General features: G+C 63.7%; 19 protein-coding genes and 2 tRNA genes. 14 read left to right on the top strand and 7 right to left on the bottom strand.

What is annotated here, in order from left to right; genetic code table 11:
• The first annotated feature begins 14 nt into the window (after positions 1-14).
• The 14 genes from glmM (at position 15) to LJF27_RS00250 (ending at position 12,409) form a co-directional block, all read left to right on the top strand.
• A complete protein-coding gene (glmM, locus tag LJF27_RS00315; RefSeq protein ID WP_003116076.1) occupies positions 15-1,352 on the top strand; it encodes a phosphoglucosamine mutase in 1,338 nt (445 codons plus the stop codon).
• 65 nt (positions 1,353-1,417) lie between these two features.
• Positions 1,418-2,173 (top strand): triose-phosphate isomerase, encoded by a 756-nt coding sequence (gene tpiA, locus LJF27_RS00310; RefSeq protein ID WP_003100513.1) that lies wholly within the window; start codon positions 1,418-1,420, stop codon positions 2,171-2,173.
• A 2-nt stretch (positions 2,174-2,175) separates the two neighbouring features.
• Complete coding sequence (secG, locus tag LJF27_RS00305; RefSeq protein WP_003095194.1) at positions 2,176-2,565, top strand: preprotein translocase subunit SecG; 390 nt, start codon at positions 2,176-2,178, stop codon at positions 2,563-2,565.
• Between the two features lie 13 nt (positions 2,566-2,578).
• A tRNA-Leu gene (locus LJF27_RS00300) sits at positions 2,579-2,664 on the top strand.
• 90 nt (positions 2,665-2,754) lie between these two features.
• Positions 2,755-2,831: transfer RNA gene (locus tag LJF27_RS00295), tRNA-Met, on the top strand.
• Between the two features lie 126 nt (positions 2,832-2,957).
• Positions 2,958-3,416: a ribosome maturation factor RimP gene (gene rimP, locus LJF27_RS00290; protein ID WP_003095193.1), complete on the top strand. Its 459-nt coding sequence runs from the start codon at positions 2,958-2,960 to the stop codon at positions 3,414-3,416.
• Positions 3,417-3,460: 44 nt separating this feature from the next.
• A complete protein-coding gene (nusA, locus tag LJF27_RS00285) occupies positions 3,461-4,942 on the top strand; it encodes a transcription termination factor NusA (RefSeq protein ID WP_003095192.1) in 1,482 nt (493 codons plus the stop codon).
• Positions 4,943-4,969: 27 nt separating this feature from the next.
• Positions 4,970-7,492, top strand: a complete 2,523-nt coding sequence (infB, locus tag LJF27_RS00280; protein ID WP_003113908.1) for a translation initiation factor IF-2 — start codon at positions 4,970-4,972, stop codon at positions 7,490-7,492.
• Positions 7,493-7,594: 102 nt separating this feature from the next.
• A complete protein-coding gene (gene rbfA, locus LJF27_RS00275) occupies positions 7,595-7,984 on the top strand; it encodes a 30S ribosome-binding factor RbfA (protein WP_003095188.1) in 390 nt (129 codons plus the stop codon).
• Between the two features lie 2 nt (positions 7,985-7,986).
• Positions 7,987-8,901 (top strand): tRNA pseudouridine(55) synthase TruB, encoded by a 915-nt coding sequence (gene truB, locus LJF27_RS00270; protein WP_003100522.1) that lies wholly within the window; start codon positions 7,987-7,989, stop codon positions 8,899-8,901.
• A gap of 95 nt (positions 8,902-8,996) precedes the next feature.
• Positions 8,997-9,266, top strand: a complete 270-nt coding sequence (gene rpsO / locus LJF27_RS00265; RefSeq protein WP_003095184.1) for a 30S ribosomal protein S15 — start codon at positions 8,997-8,999, stop codon at positions 9,264-9,266.
• 173 nt (positions 9,267-9,439) lie between these two features.
• A complete protein-coding gene (pnp, locus tag LJF27_RS00260; RefSeq protein WP_003095181.1) occupies positions 9,440-11,545 on the top strand; it encodes a polyribonucleotide nucleotidyltransferase in 2,106 nt (701 codons plus the stop codon).
• A 272-nt stretch (positions 11,546-11,817) separates the two neighbouring features.
• Entirely contained in the window at positions 11,818-12,162 is a 345-nt protein-coding gene (locus tag LJF27_RS00255; protein WP_003095177.1) for a BON domain-containing protein, read from the top strand.
• A 49-nt stretch (positions 12,163-12,211) separates the two neighbouring features.
• Positions 12,212-12,409: a CsbD family protein gene (locus tag LJF27_RS00250; protein WP_003095174.1), complete on the top strand. Its 198-nt coding sequence runs from the start codon at positions 12,212-12,214 to the stop codon at positions 12,407-12,409.
• A 63-nt stretch (positions 12,410-12,472) separates the two neighbouring features.
• Here the strand turns inward: LJF27_RS00250 and LJF27_RS00245 are convergent, their stop codons facing one another.
• The 7 genes from LJF27_RS00245 to panD all read right to left on the bottom strand — a co-directional run bounded on the left by LJF27_RS00245 (position 12,473) and on the right by panD (position 21,723).
• Positions 12,473-12,787: a DUF2845 domain-containing protein gene (locus LJF27_RS00245; protein ID WP_003100526.1), complete on the bottom strand. Its 315-nt coding sequence runs from the start codon at positions 12,785-12,787 to the stop codon at positions 12,473-12,475.
• Positions 12,784-13,077, bottom strand: coding sequence for a DUF2845 domain-containing protein (locus tag LJF27_RS00240; protein ID WP_003100541.1), 294 nt, complete (start codon positions 13,075-13,077; stop codon positions 12,784-12,786). Before LJF27_RS00240 ends, LJF27_RS00245 begins: the two co-directional genes overlap by 4 nt.
• A 4-nt stretch (positions 13,078-13,081) precedes the next feature.
• Positions 13,082-16,354: a DUF748 domain-containing protein gene (locus LJF27_RS00235; RefSeq protein WP_003116075.1), complete on the bottom strand. Its 3,273-nt coding sequence runs from the start codon at positions 16,352-16,354 to the stop codon at positions 13,082-13,084.
• 124 nt (positions 16,355-16,478) lie between these two features.
• The gene (locus LJF27_RS00230; protein WP_003113910.1) at positions 16,479-17,360 is read right to left on the bottom strand and encodes an oxygenase MpaB family protein; all 882 of its coding nucleotides are present in this window, start codon (positions 17,358-17,360) and stop codon (positions 16,479-16,481) included.
• A 97-nt stretch (positions 17,361-17,457) separates the two neighbouring features.
• Positions 17,458-19,395, bottom strand: coding sequence for an acetate--CoA ligase (acs, locus tag LJF27_RS00225; protein WP_003095161.1), 1,938 nt, complete (start codon positions 19,393-19,395; stop codon positions 17,458-17,460).
• Positions 19,396-19,588: 193 nt separating this feature from the next.
• The gene (gene pgi, locus LJF27_RS00220) at positions 19,589-21,253 is read right to left on the bottom strand and encodes a glucose-6-phosphate isomerase (protein ID WP_003100194.1); all 1,665 of its coding nucleotides are present in this window, start codon (positions 21,251-21,253) and stop codon (positions 19,589-19,591) included.
• A gap of 89 nt (positions 21,254-21,342) precedes the next feature.
• Positions 21,343-21,723 carry an aspartate 1-decarboxylase gene (panD, locus tag LJF27_RS00215; protein WP_003095150.1) on the bottom strand — a complete coding sequence of 127 codons (381 nt, stop codon included), beginning with the start codon at positions 21,721-21,723 and terminating at the stop codon, positions 21,343-21,345.
• Between the last annotated feature and the right edge of the window lie 8 nt (positions 21,724-21,731).

Here is a 21,731-nt window from a genome sequence, read left to right as displayed (position 1 = left end):
ACGGAAGACAAAAGATGAGCAGAAAATACTTCGGGACTGACGGTATCCGTGGTCGTGTTGGCGAGTTTCCGATTACTCCGGACTTCGTTCTCAAGCTGGGCTGGGCGGTGGGCATGGCCTTCCGCCGGCAGGGCAACTGCCGGGTCCTGATCGGCAAGGATACGCGCAGCTCGGGTTACATGTTCGAGTCGGCCTTCGAGGCCGGGCTCTCCGCTTCCGGCGCCGATACCCTGTTGCTGGGACCGATGCCTACCCCCGGCATCGCCTACCTGACGCGGACTTTCCACGCCGAGGCCGGGGTGGTGATCAGCGCTTCGCACAATCCCCACGACGACAACGGCATCAAGTTCTTCTCCGGGCAGGGGACCAAGCTGCCGGACGACGTCGAGCTGATGATCGAGGAACTGCTCGATGCGCCGATGACCGTGGTGGAGTCCGCCCGTCTCGGCAAGGTTTCGCGGATCAATGACGCGGCGGGGCGCTACATCGAATTCTGCAAGAGCAGCGTGCCGACCAGCACCGACTTCAACGGTCTCAAGGTCGTGCTCGACTGCGCCAACGGCGCTACCTACAAGATCGCTCCCAGCGTCTTCCGGGAACTGGGCGCGGAAGTGACGGTGCTGGCGGCCAGCCCGAATGGCCTGAACATCAACGACAAGTGCGGCTCCACTCACCTGGATGGCCTGCAGGCTGCGGTGGTCGAGCACCATGCCGACCTCGGCATCGCCTTCGACGGCGACGGCGACCGGGTGATGATGGTCGACCATACCGGTGCGGTCGTGGATGGCGACGAACTGCTTTTCCTCATCGCGCGCGACCTGCAGGAAAGCGGGCGGCTGCAAGGTGGTGTGGTCGGCACCCTGATGAGCAACCTCGGCCTGGAGCTGGCTTTGCAGGAACTGCATATCCCGTTCGTGCGGGCGAAGGTCGGCGATCGCTATGTGATGGCCGAACTGCTGGCTCGGAACTGGATGCTGGGAGGGGAGAATTCGGGGCATATCGTCTGCTGCCAGAACACCACGACGGGCGATGCCATCATCGCGGCGCTACAGGTGCTGATGGCGCTCAAGCATCGCGGCCAGACCCTGGCCGAGGCGCGCCAGGGGATTCGCAAGTGCCCCCAGGTGCTGATCAATGTGCGCTTCAAGGGCGAAAGCGATCCGCTCGAGCACCCCTCGGTGAAGGAGGCCAGCGTCCGCGTCACCGAGCAAATGGGCGGGCGCGGTCGTGTCCTGCTGCGCAAATCCGGCACAGAGCCGTTGGTCCGGGTGATGGTCGAGGGCGACGAGGAAGCTAGCGTTCGTGCCCACGCCGAACAGCTGGCAAAAATTGTTTCTGAGGTATGTGCTTGATTTTGCTTGCCAGTCTGGAAACTGTTGAGTAACATCTGCGCCCACTTTGCCCCGCGAGGTACAGCATGCGTCGACCCTTGGTGGCCGGTAACTGGAAAATGCACGGTACGCATTCCAGTGTGGCCGAGTTGATCAAAGGCTTGCGTCAGCTGGCGTTGCCGAGCGGAGTCGATGTAGCTGTGATGCCACCTTGCTTGTTCATCAGCCAGGTCATCCAGGGCCTGGCCGGCAAGGCGATCGATGTAGGTGCGCAGAACAGCGCCGTCGAGCCGATGCAAGGCGCGCTGACCGGTGAGACTGCTCCCAGTCAGTTGGCGGATGTCGGTTGTAGCATGGTCCTCGTGGGCCACTCAGAGCGTCGCCTGATTCTCGGCGAGAGTGACGAGGTTGTGAGTCGCAAGTTTGCCGCGGCTCAGTCGTGCGGCCTGGTGCCGGTACTGTGTGTCGGGGAGACCCGGGCGGAGCGCGAGGCGGGCAAGACGCTGGAGGTTGTCGCAAGGCAGCTGGGAAGCGTGATCGACGAGTTGGGTGTTGGAGCTTTTGCTCGCGCAGTCGTGGCTTACGAGCCGGTCTGGGCGATCGGGACCGGGTTGACCGCGTCCCCCGCGCAAGCCCAGGAAGTGCACGCGGCGATCCGCGCGCAACTGGCAGCGGAAAATGCCGAGGTCGCAAAAGGTGTGCGACTCCTTTACGGCGGCAGTGTAAAGGCGGCAAGTGCAGCCGAGTTGTTCGGCATGCCGGATATCGATGGGGGGCTGGTAGGTGGAGCCTCCCTCAATGCGGATGAGTTCGGCGCGATCTGTCGTGCCGCGGGAAGCTGAAGATGCTGGAAAAGGTCGTAATTGTCGTGCACCTGCTGATGGCATTGGGTCTTGTTGGCCTGATCCTCGTTCAGCATGGCAAGGGTGCGGATGCAGGGGCTTCTTTCGGTGCAGGTGCTTCGGCAACTGTTTTCGGAAGCCAAGGTTCCGCTACCTTTTTGAGTCGGATTACTGGTATACTGGCAGCGGTTTTTTTCTTGACCAGCCTTGGCTTAGCGTACTTCGCTAAAGAAAAGTCTGATGCTCTGCAACACATCGGGCTGCCGGATCCGGCAGTTCTGGAGCAGAAGCAAGAGAAAGCACCGGCCGCTGACGATGTGCCGGTTCTTCAGGAGCAGTCCAAGCCTGCGGAAAGTGCAGGCGATGTACCGGCGGCTCCTGAACAGAAGTAAGAGAAAGGTTTCTGCCGAGGTGGTGGAATTGGTAGACACGCTACCTTGAGGTGGTAGTGGCCATAGGCTGTAGGGGTTCGAGTCCCCTCCTCGGTACCATATAAGCAAGCCCCGTCCTGCGGGGTTTGTCTCTGCAAGGTTCGGTTGACCCATCAAGGTGTCGGTCGTATAATCTTGCACCAGCTTTGACGCGGGGTGGAGCAGTCTGGTAGCTCGTCGGGCTCATAACCCGAAGGTCGTTGGTTCAAATCCAGCCCCCGCAACCAGTTTTTCAGGGCCCCTTTTTAGGGGCTTTTTGTTAGCTGGACAGTCCATGCCACGGTTCCGAGTGGCAATTTAGGGATGGGCGTTTCGCCCATTTTTTGTTTCTACGACATACGCGAGGCGATCAGGTGTCGAGCAAGCTAGAACAGTTGCAGGCCTTGCTGGCCCCTGTGGTCGAGGCGCTCGGCTATGAGTGCTGGGGCGTCGAGTTCATTTCCCAGGGTCGTCATTCGGTGTTGCGCGTCTATATCGACCGCCCCGAAGGCATCCTCATCGATGACTGTGAAGCCGTCAGTCGGCAGGTCAGCGGTATTCTCGACGTCGAAGACCCGATCAGCGGCGAGTACACCCTGGAGGTGTCCTCTCCGGGCATGGATCGGCCGCTGTTCACCCTCGAACAGTTCGCCAAGCATGCCGGCGAGCAAGTGAAGATCAGGCTGCGTTCGCCCTATGAGGGGCGGCGTAACTACCAAGGCATTCTCCGTGGTGTGGAGGAGCAGGATGTGGTGGTCCTGGTGGACGATCACGAGTACCTGCTGCCGATCGATTCGATCGACAAGGCCAACATCATTCCCCGTTTTGATTGAGACGCGAATCCGCGGATCCAATGGATTGAAAGGCGAGGCGTACAATGAGCAAAGAAGTACTGCTGGTTGTTGAGTCGGTATCCAACGAAAAGGGCGTACCGGCCGGCGTGATTTTCGAGGCGCTGGAGCTGGCTCTGGCGACCGCCACCAAGAAACGTTTCGAGGACGAGGTCGACCTGCGCGTCGAGATCAATCGTCATAACGGCAGCTACGAGACTTTCCGTCGTTGGCACGTCGTCGCCGACGAGGACTACCAGGACCCCGCCACCGAGATCACCGTCGAGGACGTCCAGGAGCAGAAGCCGGGCGCGAAGGTCGGCGAGGTCATCGAAGAAAAGATCGAATCCATCGAGTTCGGCCGCATCGCTGCGCAGACTGCCAAGCAGGTCATCGTGCAGAAGGTCCGCGAGGCCGAGCGCGCCCAGGTGGTCGATGCCTACCGCGAGAAGGTCGGCGAGATCATTTCCGGTACCGTGAAGAAGGTCACCCGCGACAACGTCATCGTCGATCTCGGCAACAACGCCGAGGCGCTGCTGGCCCGCGACCAGATCATTCCGCGCGAGACCTTCCGCGTTGGCACCCGCGTGCGTGCCCTGCTGAAGGAGATCCGTACCGAGAACCGCGGTCCTCAACTGGTCCTGTCGCGTACCGCGCCGGAAATGCTGATCGAGCTGTTCCGCATCGAAGTACCGGAAATCGCCGAGCAGTTGATCGACGTGATGGCCGCCGCCCGTGACCCGGGCTCGCGCGCCAAGATCGCCGTTCGTTCCAAGGACAAGCGCATCGACCCGCAGGGCGCCTGCATCGGCATGCGCGGTTCGCGCGTCCAGGCGGTATCCGGCGAGATCGGTGGAGAGCGGGTGGACATCGTCCTGTGGGACGACAACCCGGCGCAATTCGTGATCAACGCCATGGCTCCGGCCGAGGTGGCGGCGATCATCGTCGACGAGGATACCCATACCATGGATATCGCCGTCGCCGAGGACAATCTGGCGCAGGCTATCGGCCGCAGTGGCCAGAACGTCCGTCTGGCCAGCCAGTTGACCGGCTGGACCCTGAATGTGATGACCGAGGCGGATATCCAGGCCAAGCAACAGGCCGAGACCGGGGATATCCTGCAGCGCTTCGTCGACGAGCTGGATGTCGACGAGGAACTGGCCCAGGTACTGGTGGAAGAGGGCTTCACGACTCTTGAGGAAATCGCCTACGTACCGATGGAAGAGATGCTCAGCATCGATGGCTTCGACGAAGACATCGTCAACGAGCTGCGCTCCCGTGCCAAGGATCGTCTGCTGACCAAGGCCATTGCGACCGAAGAGAAGCTCGCCGACGCACAACCGGCAGAAGACCTGCTCAGCCTCGATGGCATGAGCAAGGAGCTGGCCCTGGACCTGGCGCTGCGTGGCGTAACCACCCGTGAAGATCTGGCCGAGCAATCGATCGACGATCTGCTCGACATCGACGGCATGGACGAAGAGCGTGCCGGCAAGTTGATCATGGCCGCCCGGGCCCATTGGTTCGAGTAAGCAGTCGCGGCCTGAGGAGAGAAGTGCATGACGCAAGTCACGGTGAAAGAACTGGCCCAGGTGGTCGACACACCGGTGGAGCGCCTGCTGCTGCAGATGCGTGACGCAGGTCTGCCGCACACCAGTGCCGAACAAGTTGTAACGGATAGCGAGAAGCAAGCCCTGCTGACCCACCTGAAAGGCAGCCATGGCGATCGCGCCAGCGAGCCGCGCAAGATCACCCTGCAACGCAAGACCACTACCACGCTGAAAGTGGGTGGCAGCAAGACGGTGAGCGTCGAAGTTCGCAAGAAGAAAACCTATGTCAAGCGCAGCCCCGACGAGATCGAGGCCGAGCGCCAGCGCGAACTCGAGGAGCAGCGCGCGGCGGAAGAGGCGGAGCGTCTGAAGGCCGAAGAGGCCGCTGCCCGCCAGCGTGCCGAAGAGGAAGCGCGCAAGGCCGAGGAAGCTGCGCGTGCCAAGGCTGCCCAGGAAGCAGCGGCTACTGCCGGTGCCGAGCCTGCCGTGGTGGCGGATGTCGCGGTTGCCGAACCAGTGGCCAAGCCTGCCGCCGTGGAAGAGCGCAAGAAGGAAGAGCCGCGCCGCGTGCCCAAGCGTGACGAGGACGATGACCGCCGCGACCGCAAGCACACCCAGCACCGTCCCTCGGTCAAGGAGAAGGAAAAGGTTCCTGCTCCGCGCGTGGCTCCACGCAGCACCGACGAGGAAAGCGATGGTTACCGTCGCGGCGGTCGTGGTGGCAAGTCGAAGCTGAAGAAGCGCAACCAGCACGGGTTCCAGAACCCGACAGGACCGATCGTGCGTGAAGTGAACATCGGTGAGACCATCACCGTAGCCGAGTTGGCCGCCCAGATGTCGGTCAAGGGTGCCGAAGTCGTCAAGTTCATGTTCAAGATGGGCTCCCCGGTGACCATCAACCAGGTCCTGGACCAGGAGACCGCCCAACTGGTCGCCGAAGAGCTGGGCCACAAGGTCAAGCTGGTCAGCGAGAACGCGCTGGAAGAACAACTGGCCGAGTCCCTGAAGTTCGAAGGCGAGGCGGTCACCCGCGCGCCGGTCGTCACCGTCATGGGCCACGTCGACCACGGCAAGACCTCGCTGCTCGACTACATCCGTCGCGCCAAGGTCGCCGCGGGCGAGGCCGGTGGCATCACCCAGCATATCGGTGCCTACCACGTCGAAACCGAGCGTGGCATGGTGACCTTCCTGGATACCCCCGGCCACGCCGCGTTCACCGCGATGCGTGCCCGTGGCGCCCAGGCGACCGACATCGTGATCCTGGTGGTCGCGGCCGACGACGGCGTCATGCCGCAGACCCAGGAAGCCGTGCAGCACGCGAAAGCGGCGGGCGTGCCGATCGTGGTCGCGGTGAACAAGATCGACAAGCCCGAGGCCAACCCGGACAACATCAAGAACGGCCTGGCCGCTCTCGACGTGATCCCGGAAGAGTGGGGCGGCGACGCTCCCTTCGTCCCGGTTTCGGCGAAGCTCGGTACTGGCGTCGATGAACTGCTCGAAGCGGTCCTGCTGCAGGCAGAAGTGCTCGAACTGAAAGCCACTCCGTCGGCCCCGGGCCGTGGCGTGGTGGTCGAGTCGCGCCTGGACAAGGGACGCGGCCCGGTGGCCACCGTGCTGGTCCAGGACGGTACCCTGCGCCAGGGCGACATGGTGCTGGTCGGCATCAACTACGGTCGTGTCCGCGCCATGCTCGACGAGAACGGCAAGCCGATCAAGGAAGCCGGCCCGTCGATCCCGGTCGAGATCCTCGGCCTGGACGGTACGCCGGATGCCGGTGACGAGATGACCGTGGTCGCCGACGAGAAGAAGGCCCGCGAAGTCGCCCTGTTCCGTCAAGGCAAGTTCCGTGAGGTGAAACTGGCGCGAGCCCATGCCGGCAAGCTGGAAAACATCTTCGAGAACATGGGCCAGGAAGAGAAGAAGACCCTGAACATCGTCCTCAAGGCCGATGTGCGCGGTTCGCTCGAGGCTCTGCAAGGCTCGCTCAGCGGCCTGGGCAACGACGAAGTGCAGGTCCGCGTGGTCGGTGGCGGCGTCGGTGGCATCACCGAGTCCGACGCCAACCTGGCGCTGGCTTCCAACGCGGTGCTGTTCGGCTTCAACGTGCGCGCCGACGCCGGCGCGCGCAAGATCGTCGAAGCCGAAGGTCTGGATATGCGTTACTACAACGTGATCTACGACATCATCGAGGACGTCAAGAAGGCCCTGACCGGCATGCTCGGCAGCGACCTGCGGGAGAACATCCTGGGCATCGCCGAGGTGCGCGACGTGTTCCGCTCGCCGAAGTTCGGCGCGATCGCCGGCTGCATGGTCACCGAGGGCATGGTGCACCGCAACCGTCCGATCCGCGTGCTGCGCGACGACGTGGTCATCTTCGAAGGCGAGCTGGAGTCTCTCCGTCGCTTCAAGGACGACGTCGCCGAAGTGCGTGCCGGCATGGAGTGCGGCATCGGCGTGAAGAGCTACAACGACGTCAAGGTCGGCGACAAGATCGAAGTGTTCGAGAAGGTCGAAGTCGCACGCAGCCTTTGATGGCGAGTGCGTAACCACAGCGCCCGGGCCGGCTTCCAGCTGTCCCGGGCGTTTGTCGCTTTTTTTTCCAGTGACCGGGTGTCGCTGGAGGCAGGTTGAAAAATGGCAAAAGACTACAGCCGTACCCAGCGTATCGGCGATCAGATGCAACGCGAACTGGCTCAACTGATCCAGCGCGAGATCAAGGACCCGCGCCTGGGCCTGGTCACCATCACCGGTGTCGAGGTCAGCCGCGACGTGGCGCACGCCAAGGTGTTCATCACCGTCATGGGCCAGGACGATGCCGGCAAGATCGCCCTGAACATGGAAATCCTCAACGACGCCGCCGGCTACCTGCGCATGCTGCTGGGCAAGTCGATGAAGCTGCGCAGCGTGCCGCAACTGCATTTCCACTACGACGAAAGCATCCGCCGCGGCGCCGAGCTGTCGGCGCTGATCGAGCGTGCGGTGGCCGAAGACGGCCGCCGCCACGGCGACGAGACCGAGGACTGAGCGTGGCCCAGGTGAAGCGTATCCGCCGCTCCATCAGCGGCATCCTGGTGCTCGACAAGCCGCGCGGCATGAGTTCCAACCAGGCACTGCAGAAAGTCCGCTGGCTGCTCAATGCCGAGAAGGCCGGCCACACCGGCAGCCTCGACCCGCTGGCCACCGGGGTGCTGCCGCTGTGCTTCGGCGAGGCGACCAAGTTCTCCCAGTATCTTCTCGATGCCGACAAGGGTTACGAGACGGTGATGCGCATGGGCATCACCACCACCACCGGCGACGCCGAGGGCGAACTGCTCGCCGAGCGGGACGTGACCGTCGGTCGGGACGATCTCGAACAGGCCCTGCCGCGCTTCCGTGGCGACATAGAGCAGGTGCCGCCGATGTACTCGGCGCTGAAGAAAGACGGACAGCCGCTGTACAAGCTCGCCCGTGCAGGAGAGGTAGTGGAGCGCGAGGCGCGTTCTGTTACTATTACGCGCCTGGATTTGCTCTCCTTCGAGCCGCCCTGTGCGACCCTGGCCGTTTCCTGCAGCAAAGGCACCTACGTGCGTACGCTGGTGGAAGATCTCGGCCAGGTCCTGGGCTGCGGCGCGCACGTCGCGGCACTGCGGCGGACCCAGGCCGGGCCGTTCGCCCTGGCCCAGGCGATCACCCTCGAGACGCTCGAACGCGTGCATGCCGAAGGTGGTCCGGAAGCGCTGGACCAATTCCTGATGCCGGAAGACAGCGGCCTGTTGCATTGGCCGGTGTTGCAGTTGTCCGAGCACAGTGCGTACTACTGGCTGCACGGGCAGCCGGTGCGGGCCCCGGAAGCGCCGAAGTTCGGCTGGCTGCGGGTGCAGGATCACACAGGTCGTTTCATCGGTATCGGTGAAGTGACCGACGACGGGCGTATCGCCCCGCGTCGACTGATTCGGTCATAAGACCGATACGAGGGTGGCTGTCAGCAGGCACGGTCATTCCTCCTTTTAAAACACGGGAAGCGATTCCCGGCCTGTTCACTCAGAGGAAGCCCATCATGGCACTGAGCGTTGAAGAAAAAGCGCAGATCGTTAACGAATACAAGCAAGCTGAAGGCGACACCGGTTCCCCGGAAGTGCAGGTAGCCCTGCTGTCCGCCAACATCAACAAGCTGCAGGATCACTTCAAGGCCAACGGCAAGGATCACCATTCCCGCCGTGGTCTGATCCGTATGGTTAACCAGCGCCGTAAGCTGCTGGACTACCTGAAGGGCAAAGACGTGTCTCGCTACACTGCCCTGATCGGCCGTCTGGGTCTGCGTCGCTAAGCGACGCCGGTCGGCAGCTTGAAGCAAGGAGCTGGAAGTCTGGCGTCGATACCCGCACACGAGGCGGGTATCGGCGTCGGGCTTCCAGCTTCGCGCTTTCTAGGAATCGATTCGGGTCCGACTCCCGGCATTCCACCGATTTCCCCCAAGGCAACATAGAAGGTAAAGACACCGTGAACCCGGTAACCAAGCAATTCCAGTTCGGTCAGTCGACCGTCACTCTCGAGACCGGCCGTATCGCTCGCCAGGCCACCGGCGCCGTACTGGTCACCATGGACGACGTCAGCGTGCTGGTCACCGTGGTCGGCGCCAAGTCGCCGGCCGAAGGCCGCGACTTCTTCCCGCTGTCCGTGCACTACCAGGAAAAGACCTACGCCGCAGGCCGTATCCCCGGCGGTTTCTTCAAGCGTGAAGGACGTCCTTCCGAGAAGGAAACCCTGACCTCGCGCCTGATCGACCGTCCGATCCGTCCGCTGTTCCCCGAAGGTTTCATGAATGAAGTGCAGGTCGTCTGCACCGTCGTTTCCACCAACAAGAAGTCCGATCCGGACATCGCCGCGATGATCGGTACCTCCGCCGCCCTGGCGATCTCCGGCATTCCGTTCGCCGGCCCGATCGGCGCCGCCCGCGTCGGTTTCCACCCGGAAATCGGCTACATCCTCAACCCCACCTACGAGCAACTGCAGAGTTCCAGCCTCGACATGGTCGTGGCCGGTACCGAAGACGCCGTGCTGATGGTGGAGTCCGAGGCCGACGAACTGACCGAAGACCAGATGCTCGGTGCCGTGCTGTTCGCCCACGACGAGTTCCAGGCGGTGATCCGTGCCGTCAAGGAGCTGGCCGCCGAAGCTGGCAAGCCGGCCTGGGACTGGAAAGCCCCGGCGGAAAACACCGTGCTGGTTAACGCCATCAAGGCAGAGCTGGGCGAAGCGATCTCCCAGGCCTATACCATCACCATCAAGCAGGACCGCTACAACCGTCTGGGCGAGCTGCGCGATCAGGCCGTGGCCCTGTTCGCCGGCGAGGAAGAGGGCAAGTTCCCGGCTTCCGAGGTCAAGGACGTATTCGGCCTGCTGGAATACCGCACCGTTCGCGAGAACATCGTCAACGGCAAGCCGCGTATCGACGGTCGTGACACCCGTACCGTGCGTCCGCTGCGCATCGAAGTCGGCGTGCTCGGCAAGACCCACGGTTCCGCGCTGTTCACCCGTGGCGAAACCCAGGCCCTGGTCGTCGCGACCCTCGGCACCGCGCGCGATGCCCAGTTGCTGGATACCCTGGAAGGCGAGCGCAAGGACGCCTTCATGCTGCACTACAACTTCCCGCCGTTCTCGGTAGGCGAGTGCGGCCGCATGGGCAGCCCGGGTCGTCGTGAAATCGGCCATGGCCGTCTGGCCCGTCGTGGCGTCGCCGCCATGCTGCCGACCCAGGACGAGTTCCCCTACACCATTCGCGTGGTTTCCGAGATCACCGAGTCCAACGGTTCCAGCTCGATGGCCTCCGTGTGCGGCGCCTCCCTGGCGCTGATGGATGCCGGTGTGCCGGTCAAGGCGCCGGTCGCCGGTATCGCCATGGGCCTGGTCAAGGAAGGCGAGAAGTTCGCCGTCCTGACCGACATCCTCGGTGACGAAGACCACCTGGGCGACATGGACTTCAAGGTTGCCGGTACCGACAAGGGCGTCACCGCCCTGCAGATGGACATCAAGATCAACGGTATCACCGAAGAGATCATGGAGATCGCCCTGGGCCAGGCCCTGGAAGCTCGCCTGAACATCCTCGGCCAGATGAACCAGGTCATCGCCAAGCCTCGCGCCGAGCTGTCTGAGAACGCCCCGACCATGCTGCAGATGAAGATCGACTCGGACAAGATCCGCGACGTCATCGGCAAGGGCGGCGCGACCATCCGTGGTATCTGCGAAGAGACCAAGGCCTCGATCGACATCGAGGACGATGGCAGCGTGAAGATCTACGGCGAAACCAAGGAAGCCGCCGAGGCCGCCAAGCTGCGCGTCCTGGCGATCACCGCGGAAGCCGAGATCGGCAAGATCTACGTCGGCAAGGTGGAGCGCATCGTCGACTTCGGTGCCTTCGTCAACATCCTGCCGGGCAAGGACGGCCTGGTGCATATCTCGCAGATCAGCGACAAGCGCATCGACAAGGTCACCGACGTGCTGCAGGAAGGCCAGGAAGTGAAGGTCCTGGTGCTCGACGTGGACAACCGTGGCCGCATCAAGCTGTCGATCAAGGACGTGGCTGCCGCCGAAGCTTCCGGCGTGTAAGTCGAGTCGTGATCGATGAAAACAGGGCCCTCGGGCCCTGTTTTCGTTTCCGCGACACGCTTCTCGGCGAAGGGGGTGAATCCTTGCATTTTGCAAGCCCTGCCATCGCCAATTCGGCATTCTGCAACCGTCTCGCTTCCGACCTGTTTTTTAACCTATTGTTTTTAAAGGATTTTATTTTAGAGGAAAACTGGCACAGCGCTTGCGATATCTACTATGCAACTGACGCCAGGAATGGCCGCAGTTTTTCGAAATCCATAGGAGAAACCGCAATGAAATTCAGCAAACTCGCTATTGCCGCTGCTACTGCCACTGCTCTGAGCTTCTCGATGGCCAATGCGTTCGCTGCCCAGCCCATCAGCCTGGCGGCCAACGACACTATGCAGAAAACCGAAGAAGCGGTTTCCGATACCTGGATCACCAGCAAGGTGAAATCCAGCCTGATCGCCAACAAGAATGTCAGTGGCGTCGATATCAAGGTCGAGACCAACAAAGGTGTGGTTTCCCTTTCCGGCAACGTGAAGAGCGATGCCGAGCGTGACCTGGCGATCGAGACCGCCAAGGGCATCAAGGGCGTGAAAGCCGTTTCCGCCGATGGCCTGAAATCGGTCGAGTAAGCGCCCGGGCCGAACGATCCCTTTTCCCTCGTCACCAGGAGGAAGACCGATGAATTCCGATGTGATCAAAGGTAAGTGGAAGCAACTCACCGGCAAGATCAAGGAGCGTTGGGGCGATCTGACCGACGACGATCTCCAGGCTGCCGACGGACATGCCGAATACCTGGTCGGCAAGCTGCAGGAACGCTATGGCTGGTCCAAGGAAAGGGCCGAACAGGAAGTTCGCGACTTCAGCGACCGCCTGTGAGCACGTAGAAAGAAGCCCCGCCGGGATAGATTGCCCGGCGGGGCTTTTTCATGGGCGCTGGATTCAGTCGCCGCGCCGGCTCTGGATGGCGCTGAGGCGGTTGCCCTCGAAACGGACGAAATACAGCATGCCGTTCCATGGGCCATAGACCCATTCCTGGACCTCGACCTCGTAGCGCTTGCCCCATTCCCCGACGACCTCGCGATAACCCAGGCTGTCGCGGCTGCGTGGCTCGCCGCAGCGCGCAAGGACGTCGGCGCTGCTGTCGCCGGTACTCACCAGGCGGCTGCCGCAACGCAGCGAATCGGCCTGAGCATGTGCCAACGGCAGCAGGGACAGCAACGCCACCAGCCCGGTGCGCGGAAGCGAGCGATTCAACGCTTGAACTCGATGCGTTTCAGCTTGTTGGCTTCGAAGGTCAGGATGTAGGTCACGCCGTTGCGCGGGCCGTACACCCACTCCTCGACCTTGAATTCCCGCCGATCGTAGCTGCCCAGGGTATAGCCGACGTCGTCGCGGTGATCCGGATCGCCGCACTTTTGCTGTACTTCGAAGGCCCGGTCGCCGACGCTGACCAGCGCACTGCCGCAACGCATGGTGTCGGCCTGCGCGCTCGCGCAGGCAAGGTAGAGCAGGGGGGCCGCGAGGGCGGCGAATCGCTTGTGCAAGGTATCACTCGCTATCCAGGTGCAGTTGGGTGTCGACATTACCCTTGTCTTCGCCTTCGGCGAAACTGACGTCGATCAAGTAGATGCGATCGTCCGGCAACTGGCCTTTCTCCACCAGGTAATCCTTGATCCGGGTGGCCCGGGCCTGGCCGATCTGGCGCAGCAGCACCTGGCTCTTGGCCCAGGAAGCGATCACCGCTTCGCGCATCTTCGCGGTGCGTTCGTCGCTGTCCAGTTCCTTCCACTCGGCCGGTGGCTGCTGCTTCAGGCGGGTCCGGTAGATGCCTTCGAGCAGCGGTGCCTGCATGTTCTCCGGCACCTCGAGCTGCTTGGCGTCGCTCGGTACCTTGTCGCCGCGACGCTGGAGCATGCGGTAGTAGGTGTTCTGGTATTCCAGTTCGAGACGCTTGGCGCCGATCGAGGGACCGTCAGCCGCGGCGGAGGCCACGCCTTCCACTTCCAGGCGCAGCGCCGGCCGCTCCTTGAGCGCATCGGCGAGCTTGTCGAGGTTGGCCTGGGCTTCTGGCGTCAGCTCGTCGCTGCCCGCGGCGAAGGGTACCGTGCCGAGATCCTCGTTACCGCCGGCGGCGAGGCCGGCGATGAACTTGAACGGCGCCTGCACGGCGCGCAGGACCAGGTTGCGCAGGGTCTGCCAGACGATCGGCATGACGCTGAACTCCGGGTTGTTCAGGTCGCCGGCCACCGGCAACTGGATATCGATGTTGCCCTTGGTGTCCTTGAGCAGGGCTACCGCCAGCTTCACCGGCAGGTCCACGGCATCCGGGCTATCGACCTTCTCGCCGAGTTGCAGGCCTTCCAGCAGGACCTTGTTTTCCGCCTTCAGTTGGCTGCGTTCGATCTGGTAGTGCAGGTCCAGGTTGAGTCGCCCCTTGCGGATGCGGTAGCCGGCGAACTTGCCGGAATAGGGCGTCAGGGTGGTCAGCTCGACGCGCTTGAAGCTGGTGGTGATGTCGAGCTTCTTCAGCGGGTCGAATGGGTCCAGTTCGCCGGCGATGGTCACCGGTGCGTACTTGTCGACCTTGCCCTTGATGTCCACCTTGGCCGGCTGCGAGTTGCGCGTGTCGAGGGTGCCGACTTCGCCGCTGAGCTGCTGGATGGCGGTACCGAACGGCGGCATCAGGGTCAGATCGGCGAAGTTCGCCGAGCCGTTGTTGATCCGTACGCCGCCGATGTGGATGCCCAGCGGCTTGCTCGCCGGCGCGTTCTTGCTTTCGGCGGCGGCCTTGCCGGACGAACTACCCGGTTGCGGGATGATCAGCTCGCTGACGTTGGTGCTGCGATCTTCGTTGATGATGAAGCGGGCGTAGGGCTCCTCGAAGGACACGCTCTGGATCGACAGGCTGTCCTCGTGCCGATAGGCGAGGCCGTTGAGGGTCAGCTTGGTCCATTTGACGAAGTCGCGGTCCTTGATGGTATCCAGGGTATGCAACTGGCTGACTTCGGCGCTGCCGTCGACGCTGAAGGCCAGCGGCTCGACGCTCTTCAGGTCGACCGCCAGCTCGCTGCCAAGGAAGCCGCTGCGCAGTTCCAGGCGGATGAACGGCGAGATGTAGGCCTGGGCCACGCGCAGGTCGATGTCGCGGGTACTGACCTTGAGCCTGGCGCTGACCGGGTCGAGCACCACCTGGCCGCTGGCCTGGACCTGGCCGCGGTTGCCGAGGCCGGTCTTGAGCTTGAGGTCGAAGGGGGTCTTGCCGAGGCTGTCGACGTTCTGCAGGTCGAGGTCCAGCGGGCCGACTTCCAGCGGGACCTCGGTGGCCGGCTGGCGATCCACCAGGTGCGCCTTGTAGCCGCGCAGCTGGGCGTCGCGCAGGACGATGTGCCAGGGCTTGGCGGGCGTCTCCGCGGCGGCTTTCGTACTTTCCGGCGGAGGCGTCTTTGCAGTGCCGGCGAGCTGTTGCGGCTTGTCGTTGGCCGCCTTGTCGATCTCCGCAGTCTTGGCCGTTTCCTGCCCGGTTGCCTTGCCGGTCTTCGGAGCCTCGCTCGTCTCTTGCTTGGCTACTTTTTTATCGGCAGCGCCGCCTTCCGCGGCCTTGGCGGACTCTTTGTCGTCCGTTGCCCTTTTCGTCTCGGCGACGCTGGTGCCCTTCTCCGCCGGCCTGTCCTTGCCCGCTTCGCCCGAGGCTATCGCGGCTGCCTTGGCGGCACCGTCGGTTGCCGGTTCGCGGGTGGTCTGCGCCGCGTCGGCCGGGGCAGCGGCGGGATCGGTGTTTTCCGCCGGCTTGGGCGCAGGCGCCTTGCGTGGCGGCGGAGTGAAGTCGGCGAACAGTTTCTGCCAGTCGAGCTGGCCGTCCTTCTCGCGCGCGGCCCAGGCTTCCAGGCCCTGGCTACGGACTTCGCCGAGCACCACTTCCTGCTTGGCCAGGTCCAGGGTGGTAGCGGCCACGTCGAGGCTGGCGAGCTTGGCCAGCGGCTTGCCCTGAGGCGAATTGATGCTGAAGTCGGCGAGTTTCAGCGCGGCCTTGTCGAGCAGCAGTTGGGTGTCCTTGGACAGGTCCAGGCGATAGTCGCTGGAGAGGCTGACCACGCCGTTCTCCAGCACCAGCGGGGCATTGTCGCGGACATAGGGCCACCAGGCCTTGAGCTGGATATCCTTGACGCTCAGGTGGCCCCTGGACGTGATCGGCACCAGGGTCAGGTCGCCTTCCCAGTCGAGGCGGCCGCCGTTCGGGCCGGTGGCGACCAGGGTCATCTTCGCGCCGTCGTCGGGCAGGGTGCTGAGGTTGTGCAGCTCGAAGCCCAGCGGATCGAAGCTGAAGTCCACCGGCTCGCTCGGTCGCAGGTCCTGGAAGTGCAGGCTGCCCTCGGCCAGTTGGATGCGGTCGATGCGCAGCGGGAACGGGTCGCTCGGCTGTTCAGGCTCGGGCGATTCGCTCGGCGGGATCCTGAACAGGCTGGCCAGGTTGAGCTGGCCCTTCTCGTCGAACAGCAGTTCGGTATGCGGACCTTCCAGCTCGACGTCGGCCAGGTGCAGCTGGCGTTTCCACAGGCTGTCCAGCTGCAGGTTGGCGTACAGCCGGCGGAAGGCGAGCTGGGGGTTCTTCTCCTCGCCCAGGCGCAGACCCCAGAGGGTCAATTCCAGGCTGAAGGGGTTGAATTCGATACGTTCGAGATGTGCGGGGACGGTGGCGTATTGCGCCAGTTGCTGGTTGGCGACGCGCAGCCCGATGCCGGGTATGAGCAGAAAGCCCAGCAGGCAATAGACGAGGAAGGTGATCAGCAGGGCGCTGACAGCGCGTTTCAGTCCTTTGGGCATGGCTCTCTTTCGTTTTCCGTTCTAAGCGGTGCGTTGGAGTATGGCACGGCCTCAAGGTTCCGACCGTGATTCGCGCCGTTTCAGAGCCTTTGGACGGGTATTCTTGCTGTCACGGCACGAAAGTTCAGTGGCTCACCGGCGGCAGACCCATGCGCCGGCAGGCTCGATGCATCGAAGCGTTGCGCACCGCCCAGCGCAGCAAGGGTACGCTGCGCCTGACGCTGCCGCGGATCAGGCGGCGTTGCAGCGGACTGAACGGGAGGTCGAGCATCGATCCGGCCCATTCCGGCAACAGCTCGGCGCCTGCGCGCAGCATCAGCGCGCCGAACGGCCTGGCCAGGGTGCTGGGCGCTGGTGCGTTGAAGAGAATCCGCACCACTTCGCGGGTGCGTTCGTCGCAACGCAGGCGTGGACGCATCGCCTCCAGGTAGGCGGCGATCTGCTGGCGGTCGCGCGGTACCGCGCGGGCGCCGAGGCGTTCGGCGACCAGGGCGATTTCCGAGTAGTAACGGTCCTGCTCGCTGCCCGGCAGGTCGGGATTGAGATAGCGCAGGTAGGACTTGAGAAAGCTGCTGACCTCGGCGACATGCACCCAGGTCAGCAGGTCCGGGTCGCTGGCGGAGTAGGGCGTGCCGTCGGGCAACTGGCCGATGACGCTTTCGTGGATGCGCCGGACCCGCTCGATCAGTCGCTCGGCATCGGCCAGCGGGCCGTAGGTGGTGGCCGAGATGAACTGACCGGTGCGACGCAGGCGCCCGAGCAGGTCGTCGCGGAAATTGGAGTGGTCCCACACCCCCGCCAGGGCCAGCGGATGGAGCATCTGCAGGAGCAGCGCGCCGATGCCGCCGATCATCATGCTGCTGAAGTCGCCGTGGACCTTCCAGCAGGCGGCATCGGGGCCGAACAGGCCCGGATCGCCTTTCGGCGACTCGAAGTCGACACCGCCGACGGCGAGCCCGGTAAGGCTCAGCACCTGGCTTTCGATATGGCGACGGACGCTTTCCATGGGGGGCTCGCTACGACAGGGCAGGCACGAGCTTAACCCAGGCGCCGGAGAGACTGGAACCGTCCCGCGCCGCAGGGCGGCGGGACGGTTGCGCGGGTCAGCGGTTGAGGCGGTTGTCGATCAACCCCTGCACCACTCCCGGATCGGCCAGGGTCGAGGTATCGCCGAGACTGTCCAGCTCGTTGCAGGCGATCTTGCGCAGGATACGCCGCATGATCTTGCCGGAGCGGGTCTTCGGCAGGCTGGGCGCCCATTGCAGGTGATCCGGCTTGGCGAAGCTGCCGATCTCCTTGCCGACCAGGGCCAGCAATTCCTGTTGTAGCGCCTCGCTGGGCTGACTGCCGGCCATCAGGGTGACGAACGCGTAGATGGCCTGGCCCTTCACGTCATGCGGGCAGCCGACCACTGCCGCCTCGGCCACCGCATCGTGCAGGACCAGCGCGCTCTCGACCTCGGCGGTGCCGATCCGGTGTCCGGAGACATTGATCACGTCGTCGACCCGGCCGGTGATCCAGTAGTAGCCGTCTTCGTCGCGGCGCGCGCCGTCGCCGCTGAAGTAATACCCGGGGTAGGGCTTGAAGTAGGTGTCGATCATCCGCTGGTGGTCGCCGTAGACGCTGCGGATCTGACTCGGCCAACTGGCCTTGATCGCCAGTACGCCGCTGCCCGCGCCGTCGATTTCCTTGCCTTTCTCGTCGAGCAGCACGGGTTGCACGCCGAAGAACGGGCGGGTAGCCGAGCCTGGCTTTAGCGCAGTGGCGCCGGGCAACGGGGTGATCAGGATGCTGCCGGTCTCGGTCTGCCACCAGGTATCGACGATGGGGCAGCGCTTCTCGCCGACCACCTGGTAGTACCACTCCCAGGCCTCCGGGTTGATCGGCTCGCCCACCGAGCCGAGCAGGCGCAGGCTGCTGCGCGAGGTCTGGCGGACCGGGGCGTCGCCTTCGCGCATCAGCGCGCGGATCGCGGTCGGCGCGGTGTAGAAGATATTCACCTGGTGCTTGTCGATCACCTGCCAGAAGCGCGAGGCGTCCGGGTAGTTGGGCACGCCCTCGAACATGAGGGTGGTGGCGCCGTTGGCCAGCGGGCCGTAGACGATATAGCTGTGTCCGGTGACCCAGCCGACGTCGGCGGTGCACCAGTAGACGTCGCCATCGTGGTAGTCGAACACGTACTTGTGGGTCATCGCCGCGCCGAGCAGGTAGCCCCCGGTGGTGTGCAACACGCCCTTCGGCTTGCCGGTGCTGCCGGAGGTATAGAGGATGAACAGCGGGTCCTCGGCGTCCATCGCTTCCGCCGGGCAGTCGGCTGAGGCCGCGTGGAGCGCCTCGTGGTACCAGATGTCGCGGCCTTCGACCCAGGGTATGTCGCCCTGGGTGCGCTCGACCACCACCACGGTAGAGACGTCCGGGCAGTCCTTCAGTGCCTTTTCCACATTCTGCTTCAGCGGGATGTACTTGCCGCCGCGCACGCCCTCGTCGGCGGTGATCACGGTGCGGCAGTCGGCATCGAGGATGCGGTCGCGCAGCGAGTCCGGCGAGAAGCCGCCGAACACCACCGAGTGCACCGCCCCGATACGGGCGCAGGCGAGCATGGCGTAGGCGGCCTCGGGAATCATCGGCATGTAGATGCAGACCCGGTCGCCCTTTTCCACGCCGCGGCTCTTCAGCACGTTAGCCAGGCGGCAGACGTTGTGGTGCAGCTTGCGGTAGGTGATGTGCGCGGATTCGCTGGGGTTGTCGCCTTCCCAGACGATCGCGATCTGTTCGCCGCGGCGTTCCAGGTGGCGATCGATGCAGTTGTAGGCGACGTTCAACTGGCCGCCCTTGAACCAGGTGGCCTGGCCTTTCCTCAGGTCGCCGTGGTGGACGCTGTGCCAGGGCTTGAACCAATCGAGGAAGGCCTTGGCCTGCTCGCCCCAGAACTCGTCGGGGTTCTCGACGGATTGGCGGTACAGGCGCTGGTAGTCGTCGTCGTTCAGGTAGGCACGCTGGCGGACGGCGTCCGGCACCGGGTGGACGCTGATCTCGAACATGGCGGTTTCCTTTGTTTTTCTGCTCCGCAAGGTGTCGAGAGACCGCACGCGGCCCCTCTCCAGGTTCGACCAAGGGTGGGCCAGGCGAGAGCCATGTTCAAGTGCCAAAGGCGCGAGCGGGGAAGGCGCCGGGGTCAATCGCCGGACGGAATGAAAAAGCCCGGCCTAGGGCCGGGCTTTGGGGAGAGGCGGATCAGCCGCGATGGCGGCCGCGGAAGAAGTCGATCAGGCCTTGGGTCGAGGCGTCCTCGGCCGGGGTTTCCTCGCTGCCGACCAGGCGCGAATAGACACCCTTGCCGAGTTCCTTGCCAAGCTCCACGCCCCATTGGTCGAAGGCGTTGATGCCCCAGAGGATGCTCTGTACGTAGACCTTGTGCTCGTACATGGCGATCAGCGCGCCGAGGCGGCGGGCGCTGATGCGCTCGACCACCAGGGTGTTGCTCGGTCGGTTGCCCGGAATCACCTTGTGCGGCGCCAGGCGCTGCACTTCGGCTTCCGGCAGGCCCTTGGCGCGCAGTTCGGCCTCGGCCTCCTCGCGGCTCTTGCCGAGCATCAGCGCCTGGCTCTGCGACAGGCAGTTGGCGTACAGCCACTGGTGATGGTCGGCCACCGGGTTGTAGCTGCTCACCGGGACGATGAAGTCCGCCGGGATCAACTGGGTGCCTTGGTGCAGCAACTGATGGTAGGCGTGCTGGCCGTTGCAGCCGACACCACCCCAGATCACCGGCCCGGTGCCGCTGGTGACCGGCGTGCCGTCCTGGCGCACGCTCTTGCCGTTGGATTCCATGTCCAGTTGTTGCAGGTGGTCGGTGATATTCCGCAGATAGTAGTCGTAGGGCAGGATCGCGTGGCTGTTCGCGCCCCAGAAGTCGCCGTACCAGACGCCGAGCAGGCCGAGCAGCACCGGGATGTTGCGTTCGAACGGCGCGGTCTGGAAATGCTGGTCCATGTTGTAGGCGCCGGACAGCAGTTCCTTGAAGTTGGAGATGCCGATGGACATGGCGATCGGCAGGCCGATGGCCGACCACAGCGAGTAGCGGCCGCCGACCCAGTCCCACATGGGGAAGATGTTTTCCTCGCGGATGCCGAAGGCGATCGCGGCTTCCTTGTTGCTGGAGACGGCGATGAAATGGCGGTAAAGCTCTTCCTCGGTGCCGCCCTGGGCCAGGTACCAGGCGCGTGCGGCCTGGGCGTTCTTCAGGGTTTCCAGGGTCCCGAAGGACTTGGAGGAAACGATGAACAGGGTGGTCTCGGCGTTCAGGCGGCTGGCCAGTTCATGGAACTCGCTACCGTCGATGTTCGCCAGGTAGTGGCAGCGCACGCCTTTCTGGGCGAACGGCAGCAAGGCTTCGGATACCAGTTGCGGGCCGAGGAAGGAGCCGCCGATGCCGATGTTCACCACGTCGGTGATCGGCTTTTCGGTATAGCCGCGCCACAGGCCGTTGTGCACGTAGCCCACCAGCTCGGTCATCTGGTGCAGGACGCGGTGGACTTCCGGCATCACGTCGACGCCATCGACCAGCACCTTGTCGCCGATCGGTCGACGCAGCGCGGTATGCAGTACCGGTCGGCGCTCGGAGGCATTGATCGCCTCGCCGTCGAACATCGCCCGGATCGCGTCGCTCAGCCGTGCTTCCTCGGCCAGCTTCACCAGCAGGTCGATGGTGTCCTGGCGAATCAGGTTCTTCGAAAAGTCGAGGAACAGCCCACAGGCGCTGAAGGAAAACCGCTTGAAGCGCTCCGGATCGTCGATGAACGCCTGGCGCATCCTGAAGTCCTGCAGTTCCTGGCGATGGGCGGCCAGGGCGCGCCAACTGTCGAGTTGCGTGGCATCCAGCGGAGTGAGGTGGTGCTTCATGGCTGACCTTCTGGTTGGAATTCGATGGCGCACTTATTTGAACATGAAAAAGCCCGGATGAAACCGGGCTTTATCCAGAGGGGGCGAGGTCAGGCGACCTGTATCGGAATCGCCTCGCTGGTATGGCTGAGCTGGTTGCCCGGCGCCATGTACAGCATGCGCGGCTTGTGGCTGGCCAGTTCGGCTTCGCTGTAGTGTGCGTAGGCGCAGATGATCACGCGGTCGCCGACCTTGGCCTTGTGTGCCGCGGCGCCGTTCACCGAGATCATCTTCGAGCCGTTCTCGGCGCGGATCGCATAGGTGGTGAAGCGCTCGCCGTTGTCGACGTTGTAGATCTGGATCTGTTCGTACTCGCGGATTCCGGAGAGGTCCAGCCAATCGCCGTCGATGGCGCAGGAGCCTTCGTAGTCGAGGACGGCATGGGTGACTTCGGCGCGATGCAACTTGGCTTTGAGCATGATGGCGTGCATGGGGCGAC

The sequence above is a fragment of the Pseudomonas sp. 203-8 genome (assembly GCF_020708595.1).
GTDB classification, from domain to species: Bacteria; Pseudomonadota; Gammaproteobacteria; order Pseudomonadales; family Pseudomonadaceae; genus Pseudomonas; species Pseudomonas aeruginosa.
This window is presented reverse-complemented; position numbering and strand designations above follow the sequence as displayed.